Source organism: Pseudomonas sp. NPDC087626 (genome assembly GCF_044743405.1).
In the GTDB taxonomy this organism is placed as follows: Bacteria; Pseudomonadota; Gammaproteobacteria; order Pseudomonadales; family Pseudomonadaceae; genus Aquipseudomonas.
Genome location: NZ_JBIUWJ010000018.1, coordinates 64,543 through 89,462, shown reverse-complemented (window position 1 = coordinate 89,462; position 24,920 = coordinate 64,543). Strand labels below are relative to the sequence as shown.

Here is a 24,920-nt window from a genome sequence, read left to right as displayed (position 1 = left end):
CCGTCCTAGGGCAACATCGCTTCCACTTCCACTTCGATCAGCCACTGCGGCAACGAAAGCCCACTGACAATCACCCAGGAAGACGCTGGCGGATTGCTCGGGAAGCGCTCCAGCAACACCTGGGTGATCTGCTCTTGTTCATCGCGCGCGGTCTCGGCGATGTAAATCCGCATCACCACCACATGGGACAGGTCCCCGCCCGCCTCGCGCAATATCGCCTCGATGTTATCGAACGCCTTGTCAGTCTGCTCGCGCAAGCCAGGCGCTACCGTACGCTCATGCTCGTCGACACCGACCTGACCGGACAACAACAACCGACGCCCGCCACTGACCTCAACCGCCTGGCTGAATCCGTACTGCAGCGAGTTGAAAACACTGGAGGGATTTAACACCGACTTGTGCATGAAGACTCCTGACTCCCTGGAATGACCGGGAAATCTAAATCAACCGGCAGCAGGGTTCCAGTGACCGCAACATTCGGAAACTCACCAATCAAGCCGAAAGGGTCTTATCTACTGCCCGAACTGCCTGCCCAATCCCGAAGGCACGCCGTGGATATCGGTGTCTTCCCACGGCCCTTGGGGGCTGATGCTGCGGCTCCAGCCGTTATCCCAGCGGTAATAGGTGCGCTGGCGGTAGAAGACGTTGCTCTGGTCGTCGAGGACGTAGACCCCCAGTTTCGCATCCCAATGACTGTTGCCACCTGGTGGCGGAGCGAAACTGGCGGAGGTGCGTGGCAAGGGTTTGGCCGGCTTGTTCGGCGTCACCGGCTTGCCGGGAGCCGTCGTGGGCTTGGGCTTGGTGGTCGGGCCCGACGGCGGGATCGGTGGCAACGGGCTGGTGTCTGGAGTGGGCTGCTGGACCGTACAGGCGCTTAACCCTAGAACCAGGCTGAGCAGGGTAATTCGAGCGAGTACGGTCATAGCGGCATTTCCTGATTATTGGTCCGGGCTGTCGATGGTCAACGATTGCGGCGCGGTGGTGCTGCTGGCCATTGGCTGGCTGCGTCCGACCCACTCGCCGGCAGTCGGTTGGCCGGCGCGGGATACCCGTGCAACCAGTTGGACTTCAGGGAAGTTCGACAGTTTCAACTGCGGCATCATTGCATCCGCGTCGCCCAGTTCCACGGTCACCGGCAGGTCGGCAACCGTCAAGCGCTTGGCTGCCAGCGGGGCCGGCGGGCCGGAAACGGCGCGAGCGAAGATGAACACGCTGTCACCTGGCAGGACCTTGGCCTTGACCTCGGCCGACAGGTCGACCGAAACCTTGAGCAAGGCCACCGGCTTGGCCGCGACGGCTGGGGCCTTGGCGACAGTCACGCCGCTTTCCTGGAGTTTTTCCGTGGCCCGCTGAATACCGCCTTGCAGCGCGGCACGGGAAGCGTCCTCGGTCGGCAGTTGGGCCAACAGGCGGTTCCAGTAGTCGATAGCGTCCTGGTAGCGCTCGCTTTCGAAGGCGGCGATACCCAGCAGGCCCAGGCTGGTGACTTCCTTTGGATCGGCCTTGAGTGCTTCGTCGGTCAGCGCCTGGACCTTGTCCGACCATTTCTTGTTGTCGGCAAAGTACTGGGCCTGGGCCCATTGACCCAGCAGTTCGGGCTGGCGACCCGCCAGGGCCACGGTGCGCTCGAAGATCTTCGCCGCGTCGGCTGGACGGTCCTGGGCCATGTAGGTACGGCCAAGGAAGTACAGGCCCTCGGCGGAATCCGGTTGTGCCGCTACGGCACGCTCCAGGCGCAAGGTCATTTCTTCCATCGACTGCGGCGCCTGGGCGAACTCGCGGGTCAGCTCAACCTTGTCGCTGGCACCAAAGTGCAGGTACAGGCCCAGGCCCAGCACCGGCACCAGGATTGCCGCCAGCAGCGGCAACGGCTTGCCCAGGCGGGATACCCGGCCGGCGTCGGCGCCTTCGGTGTCGGCCAGCAGCTCGCGAGCGGCTTCGTCGCGCCCTGCGGTCATTTGTGTAGCATCGAGCACGCCTTCAGCCTGCTGCGTCTGCAACTCGGCCACGCGCTCTTGATAAAGCGCCACGTTCAGCGCGGTACGATCCTCTTCACACTGGGCACGACGGCCACGCAGAACCGGGATCAACAGAAAACTCAGGGCAACCAGGAGCAGCAGACCTGCGGCAAGCCAGAAATCAATCATCAGTGTTTTTGTCCAGCAGTTGGTCGAGGCGCTCGCGCTCCTCGGCAGAAAGCGTGTCCTTGCCAGCCGCGCGTTCAACGCGCCGACGACGGACGATCAGGGCAATCACCACCACGCCACCCAGCAACAGCCCGGCCGGGCCAAACCACAACAGGGCGGTCTTGCCGGTCAGGGCGGGCTTGTAGCGGACGAAGTCGCCATAACGGTCGACCATGAAGTCGATGATCTGCTGGTTGTCCTTGCCCTCGCCGAGCATGCGGAAAATCTCTTTGCGCAGGTCAGCGGCAATCGGTGCATTGGAATCGGCAATGTCCTGATTCTGGCACTTGGGGCAACGCAGTTCCTTGGTCAGTTCGCGAAAACGCTCGCGATCCCCGTCCTTGGCGAACTCGTAGGTGTCGATGGCGGCATGCGCCACGCCGGCCAGGCTCAAGCCCAGGACCACAGCGGCAAACCAGCGCTTCATGGTTTGGCCTCATCCACCAGCGCCTGATACTTGGCCGCCAGTTGTTCACGCCAGACCACCTCGTCGATCACCCCCACGTACTTGTCGCGGATGATCCCCTTGGCGTCGATGAAGAAGGTTTCCGGCGCCCCGTAGACGCCCAGATTCAGGCCCAGGGAGCCCTCCTCGTCACGAATGTCCAGCAGGTACGGATTGTGGAACTCGGCCAGCCACTTCAAGGCATCGGCATTCACGTCCTTGTAGTTCACCCCGTAGATCACCACGCCCTGCTCGGCCAGCTTGTTCAACACCGGGTGCTCGACCCGGCAGGAAATGCACCAGGTGCCCCAGACGTTGACCAGCGCCGGCTTGCCCAGCAGATCAGCGCGGGTCAGGGTCTTGTCACCCTGCACGTTGACCAGACTGAACTCCGGGAACGGCTTGCCGATCATTGCCGAAGGCAACTCGGACGGATTGAGGTACAACCCGCGGTACAGAAACACCGCCACCAGCAGAAACAGCGCCAGTGGCAACACCATCAACCAACGTCTCATGCAGCCGCTCCCGACATGCCCAGCGCTTCACGCACCCGGCTTTTCACCTTGACCCGATAGCGCCGATCCATCGCTGCCAGCAACCCGCCAAAGCCGGTCAGCAGGCCGCCGAACCAGATCCAGCGTACGAACGGCTTGACGTGCACCCGCACGGCCCAGGCACCTTCGCCCAATGGCTCGCCAAGGGCGACGTAGATATCACGGGTGAAACCAGCGTCGATCCCGGCCTCGGTCATCACCGAGTTCTGCACGGTGTACAGGCGTTTTTCCGGGTGCAGCACGCTGACTTCCTTGCCGCCCTTGATCACCCGCACGGTGCCCTTGTCGGAGGTGAAGTTCGGCCCTTCGTAATGCTTGGCCCCCTCGAACACAAAGTGATAGCCGGCCAGTTCCATCGACTCGCCCGGCTCCAGGCGCAGGTCGCGCTCAGCGCTGTTCTGGCTGGAAAGGACCACGCCCAAGGCGCACACGGCGATCCCCAGGTGCGCGACCTGCATGCCCCAGTAACTGCGGGTCAGGGTCGGCAGGCCCTTGATCAGGCCTTTGTGGCGGGTCTTGTCGAGGATGTCGCGGACCCCGGCCAACAGCACCCAGGCGGCGAGCATGAAGGTCGCCAGCACGGCCCAGTTGAAGTCGCCATAGGCGATCCCGGCCACCACTGCCAGCGCAGCACTGCCCAGCAAGACCGGCGTGAGCATGCCCACCAGCCACTTCACCGGGGTGTCCTTCCAGCGCACCAGCACGCCGACGGCCATCACCACCATCAACAACGCCATCAACGGAATGAACAGGGCGTTGAAGTAGGGCGGGCCGACCGACAGCTTGGCCCCGGTCATGGCGTCGAGGATCAGCGGGTACAGGGTACCGAGCAGGATCATCGAGGCCGCCACCACCAGCACCAGGTTGTTGCCCAGCAGCAGGGTTTCCCGCGACCACAGGTTGAAGCCCACATGGCTCTTGACCACCGGCGCGCGCAGGGCGAACAGGGTCAGCGAGCCACCCACCACAAACAGCAGGAAGATCAGGATGAACACGCCACGCTCAGGGTCCGAGGCAAAGGCGTGGACCGAAGTCAGGACCCCGGAACGCACGAGGAAGGTCCCCAGCAGGCTCAGGGAGAAGGCAGCGATCGCCAGCAGTACGGTCCAGCTTTTGAACACGCCACGTTTTTCGGTCACGGCCAGGGAGTGAATCAGCGCCGTGCCGACCAGCCAAGGCATGAACGAGGCATTTTCTACCGGGTCCCAGAACCACCAGCCGCCCCAGCCGAGTTCGTAGTAGGCCCACCACGAACCGAGGGTGATGCCGATGCCCAGGAACGCCCAGGCGACGATGGTCCACGGACGAGACCAACGGGCCCATGCGGCATCCAGGCGACCGCCCATCAAGGCGGCGATGGCGAAGGCGAAGGCCACCGAGAAGCCGACGTAGCCCATGTACAGCATCGGCGGGTGAACGATCAGGCCGATGTCCTGCAGCAACGGGTTGAGGTCGGCGCCATCGGTAGGCATCTGCGGCAGGATGCGCTCGAACGGGTTCGAGGTGAGGATCAGGAACAGCAGGAAGCCGATGCTGATCATCCCCATCACCGACAGCACCCGCGCCAGCATGACCTGCGGCAATTGCCGCGAGAACACCGACACGGCGAAGGTCCAGCCACCCAGAATCATCGCCCACAACAGCAGCGAACCTTCGTGGGCGCCCCACACGGCGCTGAACTTGTAGTACCACGGCAAGGCGCTGTTGGAGTTGTTGGCCACATAGGCGACGGAGAAGTCGTCGACCATGAAGGCGTAGGTCAGGCAGCCGAAGGAGAATGCCAGGAAGGCGAACTGCCCCCAGGCGGCAGGCTGGGCCAGGCCCATCCACATGCGGTCACCGCGCCAGGCACCGAACAACGGCACGATCGCCTGGACGATGGCAAAACACAGGGCGAGGATCATCGCCAGGTGGCCCAACTCGGGAATAAAGATGCCGGACGTCATGGATCAACCCTCCTTCACGGGTGTCGGGGCGGATTGACCACTGTCTTTGAGCGCCTTGGTCACTTCCGGCGGCATGTACTTCTCGTCGTGCTTGGCCAGCACTTCGTCAGCCACCACCACGCCCTCGGCATTCAACTTGCCCAGGGCGACGATGCCCTGCCCTTCGCGGAACAGGTCCGGGAGGATGCCACGGTAGGTGATGGTCACGGATTTGTTGAAGTCGGTGACGACGAACCTCACGTCCAGCGAATCGCCGGAACGTTTCAGGGAACCGGCCTCGACCATGCCACCGGCGCGGATGCGCGTATCTTGCGGGGCTTCGCCATTGGCGATCTGGGTCGGGGTGTAGAACAGGTTGATGTTTTGCTGCAAGGCACTCAAGGCCAGGCCGACAGCAGCGCCAACCCCCACCAGGATCGCGAGAATGATGAGCAGACGTTTTTTACGCAGCGGATTCACTTGCTGTTCTCCCGGCGCAGACGACGCGCCTCTTGTTGCAGATAACGCTTGCGGGCCAGGATCGGCGCGACCACGTTGAGGGCCAGTACCGCCAGGCAGATGCCATAGGCCGACCAGACATATAGACCGTGATGGCCCATGGCGAGGAAGTCGCCCAATGAAGCAAAACTCATGAGGCGGCCTCCAGGCTGTTTTGCACTTCGGCTTTGACCCAACTGGCCCGGGCTTCGCGCTTGAGCACTTCAAGGCGCATGCGCAGCAACAGCACCGCGCCGAAGAAACAGTAGAAACCCAACACCGTCAGCAGCAATGGCAGCCACATCTCCACCGGCATCGCCGGTTTTTCGGTGAGGGTGAAGGTCGCGCCCTGGTGCAGGGTGTTCCACCACTCCACCGAATACTTGATGATCGGGATGTTGATCACCCCGACAATCGCCAGCACCGCGCACGCCTTGGCGGCGCTGTCACGATTGCTGATGGCGTTGCCCAGCGCAATGAGACCGAAGTACAGGAACAGCAGGATCAGCATCGACGTTAGTCGCGCATCCCAGACCCACCACGAACCCCAGGTCGGCTTGCCCCAGATCGCCCCGGTGACCAGCGCCACGGCGGTCATCCAGGCACCAATCGGGGCCGCGCATTGCAGGGCGACGTCGGCCAGCTTCATCTTCCACACCAGCCCGACGATGCCGCAGACCGCCAGCATCACATACACCGACTGCGCCAGCATGGCCGCCGGCACGTGGATGTAGATGATCCTGAAGCTGTTGCCTTGCTGGTAGTCCGGCGGAGCGAACGCCAGGCCCCAGACCACTCCAATGCCGATCAGCAACACGGCGGCGATACTCAGCCAGGGCAGCATTTTGCCGCTGATGCCGTAAAACCACTTGGGCGAGCCGAGCTTGTGAAACCAGGTCCAGTTCATTGCTGTTTCCATCACGGTTGCTTTTCGTCAACACGAAAAGCCAGGGTCTTTACTGGTCGTTTTTTGACCAGACCTCATTATTCGCCGACGCTGATCTTCAGGCCAGCAGCTATTGCAAAGGGTGTCAGGGTAACTGCCAGGGCGGTCAGGCTCCCAAGCCACAGCAGATACCCGGTCGCCGGCATGCCCTGAAGTGCCGCCTGCAAGGCGCCACTGCCCAGGATCAACACCGGGATATACAACGGCAGAATCAACAGCGCCAGCAGCAAGCCGCCACGCTTCAAACCCACCGTCAGCGCCGCGCCGACCGCACCGAGCAGGCTCAGCACCGGTGTACCCAGCAACAGCGACAAGAGCAAAACCGGCAGACAGGCGGCAGGCAAACCGAGCATCAAGGCCAGCAACGGCGCAAGCAATACCAATGCCAGGCCGGAAAACGCCCAGTGTGCCAGTACCTTGGCCAAAACCAGAAGAGCCAGGGGGTGCGACGAAAGGACCCACTGCTCAAGGGATCCGTCCTCGAAATCGCTGCGGAAAAGCCCGTCCAGCGAGAGCAAAACCGATAAAAGGGCAGCTACCCAGACCAGGCCCGGAGACAAGGTTTGCAACAATTGAGTCTCAGGTCCCACTGCCAATGGAAACAATGCGACAACAATTGCGAAAAATACCAAGGGGTTGGCCAGCTCCGCCGGACGGCGACACAACAACCGGGCCTCGCGGGCCACCAACAGCGCAAAAACACTCATACGGCCCACTGCCCCAGGTCGATATCACGGTAACCGGCCGGCATCCGGGTCATGGTGTGGTGGGTGGTCAGGATCACCATGCCGCCCTGTTCACAATGGGCGGCCAGGTGCTCTTCCAACTGGGCGACACCTTGCTTGTCCAGGGCGGTGAACGGCTCGTCGAGGATCCACAGCGCCGGACTCTCGAGGTACAACCGCGCCAGAGCGACCCGGCGTTGCTGGCCGGCGGACAGGGTATGGCACGGCACATCTTCAAAACCGCGCAGCCCGACGGCCGCCAGCGCCTGCCAGATAGCCTCGCGGTTGGCCGGCTGGTGCAGGGCGCAGAGCCAACTGAGGTTCTCTTCGGCGCTCAGCAGGTCCTTGATGCCGGCGGCATGGCCGATCCACAACAAATTGTGGGCCAACTCTATCCGCTGGCTGTGCAGCGGCTCGCCATTGAGCAACACCTGGCCGCTGGTCGGCTGCATCAGGCCGGCCAACAGGCGCAGCAGGCTGGTCTTGCCGCTGCCGTTGGGGCCGCTGATCTGCAGCATGTCGCCGCGATCCAGACGCAATGCGAGGTTTTCGAAGAGCATCCGCCAGTCTCGCTCACAGGCGAGCGCTACGGCTTCTAGTAGAGGGATGGTCAAGAGATCGCGGGCCTTTACGGTTCAAGTCGGCAGTGGATCGGCCGTTAAAGTGGTGCAGCATAGATGCATTGACGGCCTGTTCCAGAGAGCTGGGTCAATATTTATGCTGGTTTTGCTGCGCGATGGCGCCGCGCGTCCTTGGAGACGGGCGGCATTATACATGTCATGTCCTACTCTCAAGAGGGCAATTTCGACAGGGTGTGACCGATGACCGCTGAGATCAACCTTCCTCCCCTGCCCCCCGCGGCACCTGCCACGCCGCGCGTGCAGGCCAGTGGCGAGTTGCTCAAGCTGCTGACCCCGGTGGACGGCCTGATCGGTGCCGGGCAGAGCGCCAAGGCCGAAGTCCTGTCACTCAAGCAGGACCAGCAGATGTTCCAGCTGCTGCTCAAGATCACCCTGGCGGGCGGGCGCCAGACCACCGTATCGGCCACCAGCAGCCTGCCATTGGCCCTGGGTGCCAGCCTGGCCATTACCCAGCCCTCGGCCGGCAGCCTGGCGATCAGCCCACAATCCAGCCTGACCGGCAACGCCGCGGCCCTGTCGCGCATTGACACCACACAACTACCGGTGGGCACGCTGTTGCAGGGCAAGGTGCTGACCACCCAGTTACAGCCGCAGGCACCGGGGCAACCGGCGGTATACCGCTCTATGGTCAGCCTGCTCAACAGCGCGCTCAGCGGCACCACTCTGAACATCGACAGCCCGCAGCCGCTGCGCATCGGCACCCTGCTCAGCGCGCAAGTCCAGGACGCGCACACCCTCAGCTTCGTGCCCCTGAGCACTCGCCAGGAACAATTGGCGATCAGCCAACAATTGCACACCCAGCAGAGTCGCCAGGGTTCCCTGGACGCGGTGTTCAAGGCGTTGCAGAACCTGCCGGCCGATGAGCAATCTCCTGAGGTTCGCGCCAGCGTCGACAAACTGCTTGCCAGCCTGCCCGAGGTCCAGCACCTGAGCAGCGCCAAGGGGCTGGCGCAAGCGCTGGCCAACAGCGGGCTGTTTCTCGAAAGTCGACTCCTGGCCGGGCAAAATCCCGCGTCGGCAGACGACCTCAAGGGCAACCTGTTGCGTCTGATCGCCCAACTGGCCCCCGGCCTGCCGGCCAACCCCAGCTTCAATGCCGCGTTGGCCGCCAACACCCTGGCCCAGGCTTTGCCAAGCTTCGTGCGTAACGCCCTCGGCACCCTCGGCCAGGTCAGCGCCAAACCCGCACCGGGTGGCTTCCCCCTGCCCTCGCGGCTGCTGCAGAACCTGACCGAGGAAGGCGACCTGGAACACCTGCTGCGCCTGGCCGCCGCCGCGATCTCGCGCCTGCAAAGCCACCAATTGTCGAGCCTGGAGCAGACCGGCATGACCGAGGACGGCCGCCTGCAAACCACCTGGCAGCTGGAAATCCCCATGCGCAACCTGCAAGACATCGTGCCACTGCAGGTCAAGGTGCAGCGCGAAGACCCTCCGCCCAGGGATCCCAAGGAAAAACCCACCGAACGCGAAGCCCGCCAACACTTGTGGCGGGTCGACCTGGCATTCGACCTTGAGCCCCTGGGACCACTGCAGGTACAGGCACAACTGGTACGCGGCAGCCTGTCCAGCCAACTTTGGGCCGAACGCCCCTACACCGCCAGCCTGATTGAACAGCACCTGGACCATTTGCGCGCGCAACTGCATGCCTGCGGCCTGAACGTCGGCGACCTCGACTGTCACCTCGGCATTCCCCCCCAAGGCCCACAAACCCGTCTCGAACAACGCTGGGTGGACGACACCGCATGAACCACCACAACCTGCCCCGCCAGGCCATCGCCCTCAAATACGACGGCCAGCACGCCCCCACGCTCACCGGCAAAGGCGACGACGCCCTGGCCGAAGCCATCCTGAAAATCGCCCGCGAGCATGAGGTACCGATCTACGAAAACGCCGAGCTGGTGCGGTTGTTGGCGCGGATGGAATTGGGCGATAGCATCCCCGAAGAGCTGTATCGGACCATTGCCGAGATCATTGCGTTTGCCTGGAACCTGAAGGGCAAGTTTGCCCAGACACAGGACCTGGACACGACGCAGCTGGAGAAAGACATCACCCATCGCGGGGATGATTATTGAAGTGTCAGCGCCCACAGATTGGATGGGGGCTGGCAAAGCCGACAATGGTGGCGCCTGGTATGCCGCTATCGCGGGCAAGCCCGCTCCCACAGGTTCAGTTGGTGTATGCGAGATCTGCACGCACCGCAAATTACTGTGGGAGCGGGCTTGCCCGCGATGGTCGTCAACGATGACGCATACAGCCTGACACCCAGCAGCGCCCTCAGGCCTTTCGCGGGCAAGCCCGCTCCCACAGGTTCAGTCGGTGTATGCGAGATCTGCAAGCACCGCAAATTACTGTGGGTGTATCCAAGATCTGCAAGCACCGCAAATTACTGTGGGAGCGGGCTTGCCCGCGATAGTCGTCAACGATGACGCATACAGCCTGACACCCAGCAGCGCCCTCAGGCCTTTCGCGGGCAAGCCCGCTCCCACAGGTTCTGTGGGGGTATGCAGAATCTGCAAGCACCGCAAATTACTGTGGGAGCGGGCTTGCCCGCGATGGGGCCGGGGCCGGCAACATGCATAGCGCCTGGCAATCAGCCCTTGTGCATCTTGCTCATCAACTCCGCCTCGGCCTGGGTCAAGCCGCAGGAGTGGGTCAGTTCGTCGACGCTGGCGCCCATGCCCACCAGGCGCGCGGCCTGGGCGAATGACAGGCTGGTCGGGTCGCGCTGTTCGATCCGGGTCAGTTTGTCCGGCAACGGCTCGACCAGCACGCGCAACTCTTGCAGTTCTTCACCCATGCGCACCGTACCGTCCTGGTAATGATCGACGCGCCGGGCCAGTTCCTTGATCCGTTGGTCACGCTGCGCATCGGCTTGTGCCGCGACCACGGCCAGTGCTCGCTGCTTGCGGGTATAGGCGAGAAAAATCGCCAGGCTGCCGATCCACAGCAGCCCCAGGACAGTAACAGCCGCTTCGAGAATCAATCAGATACTCTCCAGGTCCGACCACTCTTCCTCGCTCATCATCTTGTCCAGCTCGACCAGGATCAGCAGTTCGTTGTTCTTGTTGCACACGCCCTGGATGAACTTGGCCGACTCGTCGTTGCCGACGTTGGGCGCGGTCTCGATTTCCGACTGACGCAGGTAAACCACTTCCGCCACGCTGTCGACCATGATCCCGACCACTTGCTTGTCGGCCTCGATGATCACGATCCGGGTGTTGTCGCTGATCTCGGCATTCATCAGGCCGAAGCGCTGGCGGGTGTCGATCACGGTGACTACGTTGCCGCGCAGGTTGATGATGCCCAGCACGTAGCTGGGTGCACCCGGCACCGGCGCGATCTCGGTGTAGCGCAGGACTTCCTGGACGCGCATCACGTTGATCCCGTAGGTTTCATTGTCCAGCTTGAAGGTTACCCATTGCAGGATCGGATCTTCGGAACCCTTTGCTGACGACGCCTTATCATTCATACCCTGACCCCTTAAAAAAACCGCCGATGGCGGTGTGTGTTCTGCCTGGCCGCCACGACGGGCGGCCAGTGGCTTGTTATGTCAGTGAGTGCAGCGGCTTGCGCGTGCCCATGTGTTTGGCCCCGCCGCTGGCGATCAACTCGGCCAGTTGCGCGACATCGAGCAAGGCGCACATGTGTTCGATCACGGTGCCGGCCAACCATGGCCGTTGCCCGCGATGACTGCGCCATTTGATTTCGTTGGGGTTCAGGCGCAACGAGCGGCTGACCTGATGCACCGCCAGCCCCCACTCGTAGCCCTGCACCGAGATCACGTATTGCAGGCCCTGGCGAAAGTCGTCGCGGTAGCGATCGGGCATCACCCAGCGTGCGGTATCCAGCACCTTGAGGTTGCCGGCCTGGCTCGGCAGGATCCCCAGGAACCACTCCGGCTGGCCGAACAAAGGCGTCAGCTCATGCCCGGCCAGGGGATAGATCGAACCCAGGCACACCAGCGGCACCGCCAGGGTCAAACCTGCGACATCGAACAACAGGCATTCGAACGGCTCGGCGGCCCAGCTCGGCCGACCATCGCTGTCCACGGGCGGTGGTGTGGTGCTCGGCGGCAGGTGCACGTCGGCCACCGGCTCGACCAGCGTATGCAGCAACGGCAGCACCGGGGCAGCCGGTGCCGGGACCACCGCCTCGACCAAGCTCACTTGCGGCAACTCGACCACAGGAGGCTGGGCATCGCGCGCCTGCTCTTGCAGCACCGCCGCCTGGAACTCGTCCAGCGCCCCTTGGGTTTCGATCACCTCGAGCACTTCGATGACCTCGCTCACCTCCACCGGCTGCTCTTCGGTGGCGTCCTGCAGCAAGGCGTCGAGGTAGGATTGCAGCGCCAGTTGCGGGCGTGAGGTGGTTTTCAGCGGCCGGTTCATCTCAAGCCACCTGCGCGACAAGTTGTTGCGCCAGCAGGTGCTTGAGCAACGAACGATAGGCCAGCACGCCACGGCTCTTGCCGTCGAACTGCGAAGGCGTAAGACCGGCGCGGCTGGCATCGCGCAGCCTTGTGTCGACCGGGATATAGCCCTGCCAGATGTCATCCGGGTACATATCGCGCAGCACCCGCAAAGTGCTCAGGGAGGCCTGGGTGCGACGGTCGAACAGGGTCGGCACGATGCTGAACGGCAACGCCTGCTTGCGCGAGCGATTGATCATCGCCAGGGTGTTGACCATGCGTTCCAGGCCCTTGACCGCCAGGTGCTCGGTCTGCACCGGGATCACCAGTTGCTGGCTTGCCGCCAAGGCATTGACCATCAGCACGCCGAGCAACGGCGGGCTGTCGATCAGGGCGTAATCGAAATCCTGCCACAACTGCGCCAGGCTCTTGGCAATCACCAGGCCCAGGCCGCTCTTGCCCGGCGACTGGCGCTCCAGGGTGGCCAGCGCGGTGCTCGACGGTAGCAGGGAAATACGTTCGTCGCTGGTGGGCAATAACAACTGCCCGGGCAGGCCTTGCGGCACGCTGCCGCCATGCAAAAACAGGTCGTAACAGCTGTGTTCCAGGCTGTCCGGGTCGTAACCGAAGTAACTGGTCATGGAGCCGTGGGGGTCGAGATCGACCACGACCACGCGCTTGCCCGCCTCAGCCAGCAACCCGGCTAAAGCGATGGAGGAAGTGGTTTTACCAACACCACCCTTTTGATTGGCAACTGCCCAGACTCTCATTCAGTTCGTTCCTCCCGGTCGTATGGGGCAACCGAGAAATAGCTCAACGTGGCAAGCCGGGTGACGGAGAATTGACGGCACTCTGCGGTCCCGGCGACTTGACCTGGGTCGGTGCAGTTTGTGTGCCAGCCCGCTTCAATGCCGCATCCGGTTGTGCATGGGCGGTACCCGTACCGGTCAGGCTGCGTCGCACATCGAGGTTACGCGAGATCACCAGCACCACCCGCCGGTTGCGCGCCCGCCCCTCGGCGGTGGCGTTATTGGCCACCGGCTGGAACTCGCCATACCCCACCGACGCCAGGCGCTGCGGATTGACGCCCTGCATCGCGAGCATGCGCACGATACTCGCCGAGCGGGCCGAGGACAGCTCCCAGTTGGTCGGGTACTGCGCGGTGCGGATCGGCAGGTCGTCGGTAAAACCTTCGACGTGAATCGGGTTATCGAACGGCTTGAGGATGGCCGCGACCTTATCGATGATGTTGAACGCGATATCGCTGGGCATGGCATCGCCGCTGCCGAACAACAGGCTGGAGTTGAGTTCGATCTCGACCCACAACTCGTTGCCGCGGATCGTCATCTGGTTGGCACTGAGCAGGTCGCCGAATGCCGCGCTGATGTCATCGGCGATACGCTTGAGCGGGTCGTCAGCGGCCTGGGCAATGCCCGCGTCGAGCTGCTCGCTGTCCTTGACCAGCGGCTTGGCCGGGGTCACGGTCTGTGGCCGTTCATCGCCGATGGGAATCGGCTTGAGCGCCCGATCGGAGTCGGTGAACACGCCGATCAGCGCCTCGGAGATCACCTTGTACTTGCCTTCGTTGATCGAGGAAATCGAATACATCACCACAAAAAAGGCAAACAGCAAGGTAATGAAGTCGGCGTAGGACACCAGCCAGCGTTCATGGTTGACGGGTTCTTCAGTGTAGCGCCGACGTGCCATGCTCCATGCCCCCCATCAGTCCATGAAGCCCTGAAGCTTGAGTTCGATGGAACGAGGGTTTTCACCTTCGGCGATCGACAGGATGCCTTCGAGCAACATTTCCCGGTACCGCGACTGACGCAAGGCAATCGCCTTGAGTTTGCTGGCGATGGGCAGCAGCACCAGGTTGGCACTGGCCACCCCGTAGATCGTCGCGACGAAGGCCACGGCAATGCCGCTGCCCAGTTGCGACGGATCGGCCAGGTTGCCCATGACGTGAATCAGGCCCATCACCGCGCCGATGATGCCGATGGTCGGGGCGTAGCCGCCCATGCTTTCAAAGACCTTGGCGGCTTCGATGTCGCGGCTTTCCTGAGTGTAGAAATCCACTTCGAGGATGCTGCGGATCGCTTCCGGCTCGGCGCCATCGACCAGCAATTGCAGGCCCTTGCGCGAATAGTTGTCGGGCTCCGCATCCGCCACGCCTTCGAGGCCCAGCAGGCCTTCCTTGCGCGCGGTCAGGCTCCAGTTGACCACCCGATCAATCCCGCCAGCCAGGTCGACCCGTGGCGGAAACAGAATCCATACCAGAATCTGCATGGCACGTTTGAAGGCGCTCATCGGCGACTGCAGCAGCGCCGCACCGATGGTTCCGCCGAGCACGATCAGGGCGGCCGGGCCGTTGGCCAGGGCGCCCAGGTGGCCGCCTTCCAGGTAGTTGCCGCCGATAATGGCGACAAACGCCATGATGATCCCGATAAGACTCAGCACATCCATCAGAGGCACGCCTCGGCCAGGTGTTTGCCGATCTCGTCGAGGTCGTAGATGGCATCGGCCAGGTTGGCTTTGACGATGGCCATCGGCATGCCGTAGATCACGCAGCTGGCTTCATCCTGGGCCCAGATGGCACTGCCGCTCTGCTTGAGCAGGCGTGCACCTTCCCGACCATCGGCGCCCATGCCGGTGAGTACCACCGCCAGAACTTTGTCGCCGTAGGACTTGGCCGCCGAACCGAAAGTGATATCCACGCACGGCTTGTAGTTCAAACGTTCGTCGCCCGGGAGGATTTTCACCGCGCCACGGCCGTCGATCATCATCTGTTTGCCACCCGGCGCCAGCAAGGCCAGGCCCGGACGCAGGATGTCGCCGTCCTCGGCTTCCTTGACTCTGATCCGGCACAGCTTGTCCAGGCGCTCGGCGAATGCCTTGGTAAAGGCCGCCGGCATGTGCTGGACCAGCACGATGGGCGCCGGGAAGTTGGCCGGCAATTGGGTCAGCACGCGCTGCAGGGCGACCGGGCCACCCGTGGAGGTACCGATGGCGACCAGCTTGTAGGCCTTGCGCTTGGGTGCCGGCGAGGACGGCGCAGCACGGGTTGGCACAGGTGCCACCGCCGGACGTGGTGCCGGGCTGCTACCGGCAAAATTGCTGACCGGTGCAGGGGCTGGGGTCGGGGTCGGGGTCGGGGTCGGGGTCGGGGTCGGGGTCGGGGTCGGGGTCGGCGCCGCTGCTGGTGCCGGCGCCCGATAGGCACTGAAGCGCCGGTTACTGCGCGAAATACTGTGGACCTTCTCGCACAGTAGTTGCTTGACCTTCTCCGGGTTGCGCGAGATGTCTTCGAAATTCTTCGGCAGGAAGTCCACCGCACCGGCGTCCAGCGCATCGAGGGTGACCCGCGCGCCTTCATGAGTCAGCGAGGAGAACATCAACACCGGGGTCGGGCAGCGCTGCATGATATGCCGCACCGCCGTGATGCCATCCATCATCGGCATCTCGTAGTCCATGGTGATCACGTCGGGCTTGAGGGCCAGCGCCTGATCAATCGCCTCCTTGCCATTGGTCGCGGTCCCGACCACCTGGATATTCGGGTCCGCCGAAAGGATTTCCGAGACGCGGCGGCGGAAAAAACCGGAATCATCCACCACCAGGACTTTGACTGCCATAAACACTCCATATAGGCGCAACAGGGCGCCAGGCGCCCCGCTCCACCAGAATCAAATACGCCGCGTGGCGTAACGCTTGAGCATGCTCGGGACATCGAGAATCAACGCGATGCGACCGTCACCGGTAATGGTGGCGCCCGACATGCCCGGCGTTCCCTGGAGCATTTTGCCCAATGGCTTGATGACCACTTCTTCCTGGCCAACCAGTTGATCGACGACAAAGCCGATCCGCTGGGTGCCCACCGAAAGGATCACCACATGGCCCTCGCGCTGCTCTTCATGAGCGGCGGAGGCGACCAGCCAGCGCTTGAGATAAAACAGCGGCAAGGCCTTGTCCCGCACGATCACCACTTCCTGGCCGTCGACCACGTTGGTGCGCGACAGGTCGAGGTGGAAGATCTCGTTGACGTTGACCAGTGGGAACGCAAAGGCCTGGTTGCCCAGCATCACCATCAGGGTCGGCATGATCGCCAGGGTCAACGGCACCTTGATCACGATCTTCGAACCCTGGCCCTTGGTCGAGTAGATGTTGATCGAGCCATTGAGCTGGGAAATCTTGGTTTTCACCACGTCCATGCCCACGCCACGCCCGGACACATCGGAGATCTCGGTCTTGGTCGAGAAACCCGGAGCGAAGATCAGGTTGTAGCATTCGGTGTCGCTCAGGCGCTCGGCCGCATCCTTGTCCATCACCCCGCGTTTCACCGCGATGGCGCGCAGGACGTTGGGGTCCATGCCTTTGCCGTCATCGGAGATCGACAGCAGGATGTGATCACCCTCCTGTTCGGCCGCCAGCACCACTTTGCCGCCCCGGGACTTGCCCGCGTCTTCGCGCTCTTGCGGCGATTCGATGCCGTGGTCGACCGCGTTGCGCACCAAGTGCACCAGCGGGTCGGCCAGGGCCTCGACGAGGTTCTTGTCCAGATCGGTTTCTTCGCCGACCAGCTCCAGGTTGATCTCTTTCTTGAGCTGGCGGGCCAGGTCGCGAACCAGGCGCGGGAAGCGCCCGAAGACCTTCTTGATCGGCTGCATGCGGGTCTTCATGACCGCGGTCTGCAGGTCCGCGGTGACCACGTCGAGGTTCGACACGGCCTTGGACATGGCCTCGTCGCCGCTGTTGAGCCCCAGGCGTACCAGGCGGTTACGCACCAGTACCAGCTCGCCCACCATGTTCATGATTTCGTCCAGGCGCGCGGTATCTACCCGTACGGTGGTCTCGGCTTCGCTGGCCGGTTTTTCCGCTGGTGGCGCCGACTGGGCGCGGGCCGGAGCCGGCTTGGCGACCGGGGCCACGGCTTTGGCCGCGACTGGCGCGGCGCTGGCCGCAACGGTCTCGGCATTGCCGGCGACGTGGCTGAACTTGCCCTTGCCGTGCAGCTCGTCGAGCAGCGATTCGAACTCGTGATCGGAGATCAGGTCGCCGCCAACCGCCGCCGCTTCGGCAACGATGGCGGCCGGCACCGAGGCAATCGCCGACTCGAGCGCTTCAACGGCAAAGTTGCCCTTGCCGTGCAACTGGTCGAGCAAGGCTTCGAATTCGTCGTCGGTTATGTCGCTGCTTTCAGCCGCGACCACCGGGGCGACCGGCTCGACCGGGGTCGCCAGGTTGTCCACGGCGAACTGGCCTTTGCCGTGCAACTGATCGAGCAACGACTCGAACTCGGCATCGCTGATTTCATCACTGCCGTTCGCCGCCGCTGGCGCCTGGATCACAGGTGCCTCGGCTTGCGCCTTGACCGCATTCAGCGAGTCGAGCAGCAGTTCAAATTCGTTATCGGTGATATCGCCGCTGTCGCTGGCAACAACCGGCGCCGCGGGTGCTGGCGCAAGCGCTGCCACCTCGTCGGCCGATTGCGGTTCCGCCAGGCGCGCCAGGGCCGCCAGCAGCTCGGCCGTGGCAGCAGTGACCGGTGCGCGCTCGCGCACTTCGCTGAACATGCCGTTGACCGCATCCAACGCTTCGAGCACCACGTCCATCAGCTCCGAGTCGACGCGCCGCTCACCCTTGCGCAGGATGTCGAAGACGTTCTCGGCGATGTGGCAGCACTCCACCAGTTCGTTGAGCTGGAGGAAGCCGGCGCCCCCTTTTACAGTGTGAAAACCGCGAAAAATTGCATTGAGCAGGTCCGCATCATCCGGTCGGCTTTCCAGCTCGACCAGTTGTTCGGACAGTTGCTCCAGAATCTCGCCGGCCTCAACCAGAAAATCCTGAAGGATCTCTTCATCGGCGCCGAAGCTCATGTGTAGGGGTGCTCCTAGAATCCAAGGCTGGAAAGCAAATCGTCGACATCGTCCTGACCGGACATCACGTCATCACGTTTATCGGCATGAATCTGCGGACCTTCACCCTGCGCCAGATGTTTTTGCGGATTTTTTTCCGCGAGGATCGCTGCACGGTCATGTTCGATGCCGGCAAAGCGGTCGACCTGGCTGGCCATCAGCACCAGTTTCAGCAGATTGCTTTCCACTTCCGTGACCAGTTGCGTCACGCGCTTGATCACCTGGCCGGTCAGGTCCTGGTAATCCTGGGCCAGCAAAATGTCGTTGAGGTTGCCCGCCACGACCTGGCTGTGGCTGGCGCTGCGGCTCAGGAAACCATCGACGCGCCGGGCCAGTTCACGGAACTCTTCAGCTCCGACTTCACGGCGCATGAAACGCCCCCAGTCTGCGCTCAACGCCTGGGCATCGGTCCCCAGGGCATTGACCAGCGGCGTGCTGTTCTCCACCAGGTCCATGGTGCGATTGGCCGCCGCCTCGGTCAGCTTGACCACATACCCCAGGCGCTCGGTGGCGTCGGTGATCTGCGAGACTTCCTCGGCTTGCGGCATGTTCGGGTCAATCTGGAAATTGACGATCGCGCTATGCAGCTCACGGGTGAGCTTGCCCACTTCCTGGTACAGGCCACGGTCACGGGTCTGGTTAAGCTCATGGATCAGTTGCACGGCCTCGCCGAACTTGCCCTTTTCCAGGCTGTCGACCAATTCGACCGCGTGTTTTTTCAGGGTCGATTCAAAATCGCCCTGTGAAATCTCTCGTTGTTCCATAGCTCCCCCGTGGCGCCAGACATCAACCGATGCGTTCGAAGATCTTCTCGATCTTTTCTTTCAACGCCTGGGCGGTGAACGGCTTGACCACATAGCCGTTGACGCCGGCCTGGGCCGCTTCGATGATCTGCTCGCGCTTGGCTTCAGCGGTCACCATCAACACTGGCAAGTGCTTGAGCTTTTCGTTGGCGCGCACGTGGCGCAGCAGATCGATACCGGTCATGCCCGGCATGTTCCAGTCCGTGACTAGAAAATCGATGCTGCCACTGTTGAGCATTGGGATGGCTGTAGTGCCGTCGTCTGCCTCGACCGTGTTGGTGAACCCGAGGTCACGCAACAGGTTTTTGATGATCCGCCGCATCGTTGAGAAGTCATCAACGATGAGGATTTTCATGTTCTTGTCCAATTCGACCTCCAAGCAGTCTTAAACGCGCCCAGCACCTGGGCACGCCATTCAATCAACAGGCAGAGCACTCAACGACGGTTTGGAGCACAACGGATGATGACCGCGCCAGCGCGAGGCTGTAGCGGTGTCGTTCGCAGTGTCCCCACACTGCTGTCAGCGCGCTCGCCACTCTCCCAAACGCCCCCGCAAACGGGCTGCGCACTGGCTGTGTAACTGGCTGACCCGCGATTCGCTGACCCCCAGGACCTCACCGATTTCCTTGAGGTTCAGCTCCTCGTCGTAGTACAGCGCCAAGACCAGTCGCTCACGCTCCGGCAAATTGGCAATCGCGTCCGCCAGCGCAGCCTGGAAGCGTTCATCCTCCAGGTCACGCGACGGCTCGAGATGAGCACTCGCGCCATCCTCATGCAGCCCTTCATGCTCGCCGTCCTGCAACAGGTCGTCGAAACTGAACAGGCGACTGCCCAAGGTGTCATTCAAAATCCCGTAATAATCGTCGAGACTCAATTGGAGTTCGGCCGCAACCTCGTGATCTTTAGCGTCACGTCCGGTTTTAGCTTCAATTGAGCGAATCGCGTCGCTGACCATGCGGGTATTGCGGTGCACCGAGCGTGGCGCCCAGTCACCTTTACGGACCTCGTCGAGCATTGCCCCGCGGATGCGGATCCCGGCGTAGGTTTCGAAACTCGCGCCTTTGCTGGCGTCGTACTTGGTCGAGACTTCCAGCAGGCCGATCATCCCGGCCTGGATCAGGTCTTCGACCTGGACACTGGCCGGCAGACGCGCCAGCAAGTGATAGGCAATGCGTTTTACCAGTGGCGCGTAACGCTCGATCAGCTCGTACTGCGCGTCACGCGCCGATTGCTTGTACAGGTTGTAACCGCTGGCTGTCATAGCACCGGACCCGCAGTCTGTTGCACCAGGCGCTCCACAAAAAACTCCAGATGCCCACGCGGATTGGCGGGCAATGGCCAGGTATCGACTTTCTGCGCAATGGCGCGGAAGGCCAGGGCGCACTTGGAACGAGGAAAGGCTTCGTACACCGCGCGCTGCTTCTGCACTGCCTTGCGTACGCTTTCGTCGTAGGGCACCGCACCGACGTATTGTAGGGCGACATCCAGGAAGCGGTCCGTGACCTTGGTCAACTTGGCGAACAGGTTGCGCCCTTCCTGCGGGCTTTGCGCCATGTTGGCCAGCACGCGGAAGCGGTTCATGCCGTAGTCACGGTTGAGCAGCTTGATCAGGGCGTAGGCGTCGGTGATCGAAGTCGGCTCGTCGCAGACCACCAGCAGCACTTCCTGCGCGGCACGGACAAAACTGACCACCGACTCGCCGATCCCGGCCGCGGTGTCGATCACCAGCACATCGAGGTTGTCGCCGATATCGCTGAACGCCTGGATCAGGCCCGCGTGCTGGGCCGGGCTCAAGTGCACCATGCTCTGGGTACCGGAGGCGGCCGGCACGATACGAATCCCGCCGGGCCCCTGCAGCAGCACGTCGCGCAATTCGCAGCGGCCCTCGATCACGTCGGCCAGGGTGCGCTTGGGCGTCAGCCCCAGCAACACATCGACGTTCGCCAGCCCCAGGTCGGCGTCCAGCAACATAACGCGCCGGCCGAGCTCTGCCAGAGCCAGGGACAAGTTCACTGAAACGTTAGTCTTACCGACGCCACCCTTGCCGCCGGTCACCGCGATCACCTGTACGGGATGCATGCTGCCCATGTGCTTTCTATACCTTGTCTTGCTTAGACGCGGGCTACATGACTGGCTGCGCGTTCCCTGGGGAACAATGCACGGCAGGCCATCGATGTAGATACAAATCTAGTCATTAATACCTCAGCCGACCCGTTTGGTCGGGCTGTGGTAGAGATCAGCGAACATATCAGCCATGGCTTCTTCGCTGGGTTCTTCCTGCATTTGTACACTCACGGCGCGACTGACCAACTGATGGCGGCGCGGCAGATGCAGGTCATCCGGGATACGCGGTCCATCGGTCAGATAGGCCACCGGTAATTCGTGACTGATCGCCAGGCTCAAGACCTCGCCCAGACTTGCCGTTTCGTCCAGTTTAGTCAGGATGCAGCCGGCCAGCCCGCAACGTTTATAACTGTGATAGGCGGCCGTCAGCACCTGCTTCTGGCTGGTGGTGGCCAGGACCAGATAATTCTTCGATTTGATCCCGCGTCCCGCCAGGCTTTCCAGCTGCATGCGCAAGGCCGGGTCGCTGGCCTGCAGGCCCGCGGTGTCGATCAACACCACACGCTTGCGCAGCAGTGGGTCCAGGGCCTGGGCCAGGGACTGACCCGGATCCAGGTGTGTCACCGACACGTTGAGGATCCGCCCCAGGGTCTTGAGTTGCTCCTGGGCGCCGATGCGGTAGCTGTCCATGCTCACCAGGGCGATGTTCTGCGCGCCGTACTTGAGCACATAACGCGCCGCCAGCTTGGCCAGGGTGGTGGTCTTGCCCATGCCGGCCGGGCCGACCATGGCAATCACTCCGCCCTCTTCCAGGGGTTCGATCTCGGGGGTGACGATCATCCGCGCCAGGTGGGCCAACAGCATGCGCCAGGCCTGGCGAGGTTCTTCAATACTGGTGGTCAGCTCCAGCAGGTCGCGGGACAACGGACCGGACAGGCCGATGCGTTGCAACCGACGCCAGAGGTTGGCCTGCTGCGGATGGCGGCCCTGCAGCTGGTTCCAGGCCAGGGAGCCGAGTTGCACTTCGAGCAACTCGCGCAAGCCGTTGAGCTCCGAGCGCATCGAATCGTAGGCACGCGGGTCGATGGCGGCCGCCGGTGCTGGCACCGGGGCAGGACGCGGAGGTTCGGACAGGGTCGGTTCGATCAAGGGTTCGGCGGCGGTCAGCGGCAGGCCGGCAAACAGCTGGCGACTGGCGTGTTCGCCCGCCTCGCCTTCGCCACGCAAGCTCAGTTCGGCCTGGGCGGTGACAATGCGCGACTGGGTCTTGCGCAGCTCGTCCTCGAGCTCAATGTTCGGCACCCGCGGCGCCAGGGCCGACAGCTTGTAATCCAGGGCCGCCATCAGCTCGACACCGCCAGCGATGCGGCGGTTGCCGATGATTGCGGCATCGGCGCCCAGCTCATCACGAACCAGCTTCATGGCCTGACGCATATCGGCGGCGAAAAAACGCTTAACTTGCATAAACCACTACCTCAGCCGTTGGGCCCTACTGTCGCAACGATGGTCACTTGCTTGTTGTCAGGAATTTCCTGATAGGCCAACACATGCAACCCCGGGACTGCCAGGCGGCCGAACCGCGAGAGCATCGCGCGGACCGGACTTGCGACCAGCAGAATCACCGGGTGACCTTGCATTTCCTGACGCTGGGCCGCGTCGATCAACGAACGCTGCAGCTTCTCGGCCATGCTTGGCTCAAGCAAGACACCCTCATCGGCGCCCTGCCCGGCCTTTTGAATACTATTGAGCAATATTTGTTCCAACCTTGGCTCCAAGGTGATCACAGGCAGCTCGGACTCAGTGCCTACAATGCTTTGCACGATAGCTCGGGACAAGCCGACGCGCACGGCCGCGACCAAAGCGGCAGTATCTTGACTCTTGGCGGCATTGTTGGCGATCGCCTCGGCGATGCTGCGGATGTCGCGTACCGGCACCTGTTCGGCCAGCAGCGCCTGCAGCACCTTGAGCAATTGCGACAGCGACAGCACACCTGGCACCAGCTCCTCAGCCAGTTTTGGCGAGCTTTTGGCCAGCAATTGCATGAGTTGCTGGACTTCCTCGTGACCGATCAGCTCACTGGAGTGCTTGTACAGAATCTGGTTCAGGTGCGTTGCCACCACCGTACTGGCATCGACCACGGTGTAACCCAGCGATTGCGCCTGGGAACGCTGGCTGACTTCGATCCACACCGCCTCCAGGCCAAAGGCCGGATCTTTGGCGGTAATCCCGTTGAGGGTACCGAACACCTGCCCCGGGTTGATCGCCAACTCGCGGTCCGGATAAATCTCCGCCTCGGCCAGGATCACCCCCATCAGGGTCAAGCGATAGGCGCTGGGCGCCAGGTCGAGGTTGTCGCGAATGTGCACGGTGGGCATCAGGAAGCCCAGGTCCTGGGACAACTTCTTGCGCACGCCCTTGATCCGCGCCAGCAACTGCCCACCCTGGTTGCGATCCACCAGGGGAATCAGGCGGTAGCCGACTTCCAGGCCAATCATGTCGATCGGCGTCACGTCGTCCCAGCCCAGCTCCTTGGTTTCCATGGCCCGCGCCGGCGAAGGCAGCAGCTCCTGCTGGCGCTGGACCTCTTCCAGGGCCTTGACCTTGAGGGTGTTCTGCTTCTTCCAGAACAGGTAGGCGCCGCCCGCGGCGAGGGCCGCCATGCTGAGGAAGGCGAAGTGTGGCATGCCCGGGACAATACCCATCACCGCCATCAGGCCGGCCGAAACGGCCAGGGCCTTGGGCGAGGCGAACATCTGCCGATTGATCTGCTTGCCCATGTCTTCGGAGCCCGAGGCACGGGTCACCATGATCGCCGCAGCGGTGGACAACAGCAGTGATGGCAATTGCGCCACCAAACCGTCACCGATGGTCAACAAGGCGTATACCCGGCCGGCATCGCCAAAGGTCATGCCGTGCTGGAAGATCCCCACCGCCATGCCGCCGATCAGGTTGATAAACAAGATCAACAGGCCAGCGATGGCGTCGCCGCGCACAAACTTGCTGGCACCGTCCATCGAGCCGTAGAACTCGGCTTCCTGGGCGACTTCGGTACGACGGGTCTTGGCCTGGCCCTGGTCGATCAGGCCGGCGTTAAGGTCGGCGTCGATCGCCATCTGCTTACCGGGCATCGCATCGAGGGTGAAACGTGCGCTGACCTCGGAAATCCGCCCGGCGCCCTTGGTCACCACCACGAAGTTGATGATCATCAGGATCGCAAACACCACGATACCAACCACGTAGTTACCGCCGATCACCACCTCGCCAAAGGCCTGGATCACCTTGCCGGCGGCGGCGTGCCCGTCCTGGCCGTGGAGCATCACCACCCGCGTCGACGCCACGTTGAGCGCCAGACGCAGCAGCGTCGCCACCAGCAGAATGGTCGGGAACACCGCAAAATCCAGCGGCCGCAACGCGTACACACAGACCAGCAGCACCACGATCGACAGGGCAATGTTGAAGGTAAAGAACACGTCGAGCAGGAACGGCGGGATCGGCAACATCATCATTGCCAACATGACCAGCAGCAACAGCGGCACGCCCAGATTGCCTCGACTGAGGTCTGCCATGTTGCTGCGGGCATTGTTGATAAATTGAGAGCGATCCACCGGTATTCCCCGTTCCTTTGAAGCAAACTTTTGACGCCAGAAGCGGGCGCAGGGCGGCTACTGCAAGAAGCCTTCCAACTTTTGCCGAGGCTGGGAACAGAGGGTGCGGCGGTTGGCTGTGTGGCGCGAGGAGATCCCTGTGGGAGCCGGCTTGCCCGCGATGACGTCGGCACAGCAACCATTGATGTTGGCCAACCCACCGCTTTCGCGG

27 protein-coding genes are annotated in these 24,920 nt (G+C 62.6%); 2 read left to right on the top strand and 25 right to left on the bottom strand.

From position 1 onward, the window contains the following. Positions 1-5 precede the first annotated feature (5 nt). The 11 genes from ACIOVD_RS16805 to ccmA form a co-directional block, all read right to left on the bottom strand. Positions 6-404, bottom strand: coding sequence for a RidA family protein (locus tag ACIOVD_RS16805; protein WP_401129153.1), 399 nt, complete (start codon positions 402-404; stop codon positions 6-8). A gap of 108 nt (positions 405-512) precedes the next feature. Then, the gene (locus ACIOVD_RS16800) at positions 513-923 is read right to left on the bottom strand and encodes a hypothetical protein (RefSeq protein ID WP_095169947.1); all 411 of its coding nucleotides are present in this window, start codon (positions 921-923) and stop codon (positions 513-515) included. A 15-nt stretch (positions 924-938) separates the two neighbouring features. Next, the gene (ccmI, locus tag ACIOVD_RS16795; RefSeq protein ID WP_401129151.1) at positions 939-2,147 is read right to left on the bottom strand and encodes a c-type cytochrome biogenesis protein CcmI; all 1,209 of its coding nucleotides are present in this window, start codon (positions 2,145-2,147) and stop codon (positions 939-941) included. Continuing rightward, a complete protein-coding gene (locus tag ACIOVD_RS16790; protein ID WP_095169949.1) occupies positions 2,140-2,613 on the bottom strand; it encodes a cytochrome c-type biogenesis protein in 474 nt (157 codons plus the stop codon). Before ACIOVD_RS16790 ends, ccmI begins: the two co-directional genes overlap by 8 nt. Further along, complete coding sequence (locus tag ACIOVD_RS16785; protein WP_095169950.1) at positions 2,610-3,146, bottom strand: DsbE family thiol:disulfide interchange protein; 537 nt, start codon at positions 3,144-3,146, stop codon at positions 2,610-2,612. The genes ACIOVD_RS16790 and ACIOVD_RS16785 overlap by 4 nt, the downstream gene beginning before the upstream one ends. Next, entirely contained in the window at positions 3,143-5,131 is a 1,989-nt protein-coding gene (locus ACIOVD_RS16780) for a heme lyase CcmF/NrfE family subunit (RefSeq protein WP_159994422.1), read from the bottom strand. Before ACIOVD_RS16780 ends, ACIOVD_RS16785 begins: the two co-directional genes overlap by 4 nt. A 3-nt stretch (positions 5,132-5,134) precedes the next feature. Then, a complete protein-coding gene (ccmE, locus tag ACIOVD_RS16775; protein ID WP_159994420.1) occupies positions 5,135-5,590 on the bottom strand; it encodes a cytochrome c maturation protein CcmE in 456 nt (151 codons plus the stop codon). Beyond that, complete coding sequence (gene ccmD / locus ACIOVD_RS16770) at positions 5,587-5,763, bottom strand: heme exporter protein CcmD (RefSeq protein WP_095169953.1); 177 nt, start codon at positions 5,761-5,763, stop codon at positions 5,587-5,589. Before ccmD ends, ccmE begins: the two co-directional genes overlap by 4 nt. Continuing rightward, positions 5,760-6,515 carry a heme ABC transporter permease gene (locus ACIOVD_RS16765; RefSeq protein ID WP_095169954.1) on the bottom strand — a complete coding sequence of 252 codons (756 nt, stop codon included), beginning with the start codon at positions 6,513-6,515 and terminating at the stop codon, positions 5,760-5,762. Before ACIOVD_RS16765 ends, ccmD begins: the two co-directional genes overlap by 4 nt. A 77-nt stretch (positions 6,516-6,592) precedes the next feature. Next, entirely contained in the window at positions 6,593-7,261 is a 669-nt protein-coding gene (gene ccmB, locus ACIOVD_RS16760) for a heme exporter protein CcmB (protein WP_095169955.1), read from the bottom strand. Next, complete coding sequence (gene ccmA, locus ACIOVD_RS16755) at positions 7,258-7,839, bottom strand: cytochrome c biogenesis heme-transporting ATPase CcmA (RefSeq protein WP_237234965.1); 582 nt, start codon at positions 7,837-7,839, stop codon at positions 7,258-7,260. Before ccmA ends, ccmB begins: the two co-directional genes overlap by 4 nt. 261 nt (positions 7,840-8,100) lie before the next feature. Here ccmA and ACIOVD_RS16750 point away from each other — a divergent pair, with 261 nt between their 5' ends. Both ACIOVD_RS16750 and ACIOVD_RS16745 read left to right on the top strand, forming a co-directional pair. Beyond that, positions 8,101-9,666, top strand: a complete 1,566-nt coding sequence (locus ACIOVD_RS16750) for a flagellar hook-length control protein FliK (protein WP_401129146.1) — start codon at positions 8,101-8,103, stop codon at positions 9,664-9,666. Beyond that, the gene (locus ACIOVD_RS16745) at positions 9,663-9,992 is read left to right on the top strand and encodes an EscU/YscU/HrcU family type III secretion system export apparatus switch protein (protein WP_095169958.1); all 330 of its coding nucleotides are present in this window, start codon (positions 9,663-9,665) and stop codon (positions 9,990-9,992) included. The genes ACIOVD_RS16750 and ACIOVD_RS16745 overlap by 4 nt, the downstream gene beginning before the upstream one ends. A gap of 518 nt (positions 9,993-10,510) precedes the next feature. On the opposite strand, the gene ACIOVD_RS16740 is transcribed toward ACIOVD_RS16745, so the two are convergent. From ACIOVD_RS16740 to flhA, 14 genes are all read right to left on the bottom strand, one after another. Further along, a complete protein-coding gene (locus ACIOVD_RS16740; RefSeq protein ID WP_095169960.1) occupies positions 10,511-10,903 on the bottom strand; it encodes a DUF2802 domain-containing protein in 393 nt (130 codons plus the stop codon). Beyond that, positions 10,904-11,389 carry a chemotaxis protein CheW gene (locus tag ACIOVD_RS16735; RefSeq protein ID WP_095169961.1) on the bottom strand — a complete coding sequence of 162 codons (486 nt, stop codon included), beginning with the start codon at positions 11,387-11,389 and terminating at the stop codon, positions 10,904-10,906. A 76-nt stretch (positions 11,390-11,465) separates the two neighbouring features. Beyond that, positions 11,466-12,308, bottom strand: a complete 843-nt coding sequence (locus ACIOVD_RS16730; protein ID WP_401129143.1) for a CheW domain-containing protein — start codon at positions 12,306-12,308, stop codon at positions 11,466-11,468. Between the two features lies 1 nt (position 12,309). Next, positions 12,310-13,098: a ParA family protein gene (locus ACIOVD_RS16725; protein ID WP_095169963.1), complete on the bottom strand. Its 789-nt coding sequence runs from the start codon at positions 13,096-13,098 to the stop codon at positions 12,310-12,312. A gap of 43 nt (positions 13,099-13,141) precedes the next feature. Next, a complete protein-coding gene (gene motD, locus ACIOVD_RS16720) occupies positions 13,142-14,035 on the bottom strand; it encodes a flagellar motor protein MotD (protein ID WP_159994414.1) in 894 nt (297 codons plus the stop codon). A 15-nt stretch (positions 14,036-14,050) separates the two neighbouring features. Beyond that, positions 14,051-14,791 (bottom strand): flagellar motor protein, encoded by a 741-nt coding sequence (locus ACIOVD_RS16715; protein ID WP_095169965.1) that lies wholly within the window; start codon positions 14,789-14,791, stop codon positions 14,051-14,053. Continuing rightward, complete coding sequence (locus tag ACIOVD_RS16710; protein WP_401129140.1) at positions 14,791-15,957, bottom strand: chemotaxis response regulator protein-glutamate methylesterase; 1,167 nt, start codon at positions 15,955-15,957, stop codon at positions 14,791-14,793. The genes ACIOVD_RS16715 and ACIOVD_RS16710 overlap by 1 nt, the downstream gene beginning before the upstream one ends. A 51-nt stretch (positions 15,958-16,008) precedes the next feature. Beyond that, positions 16,009-18,198 (bottom strand): chemotaxis protein CheA, encoded by a 2,190-nt coding sequence (locus ACIOVD_RS16705; RefSeq protein ID WP_401129138.1) that lies wholly within the window; start codon positions 18,196-18,198, stop codon positions 16,009-16,011. Positions 18,199-18,212: 14 nt separating this feature from the next. After that, positions 18,213-19,001, bottom strand: a complete 789-nt coding sequence (locus tag ACIOVD_RS16700; RefSeq protein WP_095169968.1) for a protein phosphatase CheZ — start codon at positions 18,999-19,001, stop codon at positions 18,213-18,215. Positions 19,002-19,023: 22 nt separating this feature from the next. Beyond that, positions 19,024-19,395 (bottom strand): chemotaxis response regulator CheY, encoded by a 372-nt coding sequence (locus tag ACIOVD_RS16695; RefSeq protein ID WP_162530195.1) that lies wholly within the window; start codon positions 19,393-19,395, stop codon positions 19,024-19,026. 165 nt (positions 19,396-19,560) lie between these two features. After that, the gene (fliA, locus tag ACIOVD_RS16690; protein ID WP_018925059.1) at positions 19,561-20,301 is read right to left on the bottom strand and encodes an RNA polymerase sigma factor FliA; all 741 of its coding nucleotides are present in this window, start codon (positions 20,299-20,301) and stop codon (positions 19,561-19,563) included. Beyond that, complete coding sequence (fleN, locus tag ACIOVD_RS16685; RefSeq protein WP_027621027.1) at positions 20,298-21,128, bottom strand: flagellar synthesis regulator FleN; 831 nt, start codon at positions 21,126-21,128, stop codon at positions 20,298-20,300. The genes fliA and fleN overlap by 4 nt, the downstream gene beginning before the upstream one ends. Positions 21,129-21,242: 114 nt before the next feature. Beyond that, the gene (gene flhF, locus ACIOVD_RS16680) at positions 21,243-22,568 is read right to left on the bottom strand and encodes a flagellar biosynthesis protein FlhF (protein ID WP_401129135.1); all 1,326 of its coding nucleotides are present in this window, start codon (positions 22,566-22,568) and stop codon (positions 21,243-21,245) included. 11 nt (positions 22,569-22,579) lie between these two features. Then, positions 22,580-24,709, bottom strand: coding sequence for a flagellar biosynthesis protein FlhA (gene flhA, locus ACIOVD_RS16675; RefSeq protein ID WP_095169970.1), 2,130 nt, complete (start codon positions 24,707-24,709; stop codon positions 22,580-22,582). Positions 24,710-24,920 lie beyond the last annotated feature (211 nt).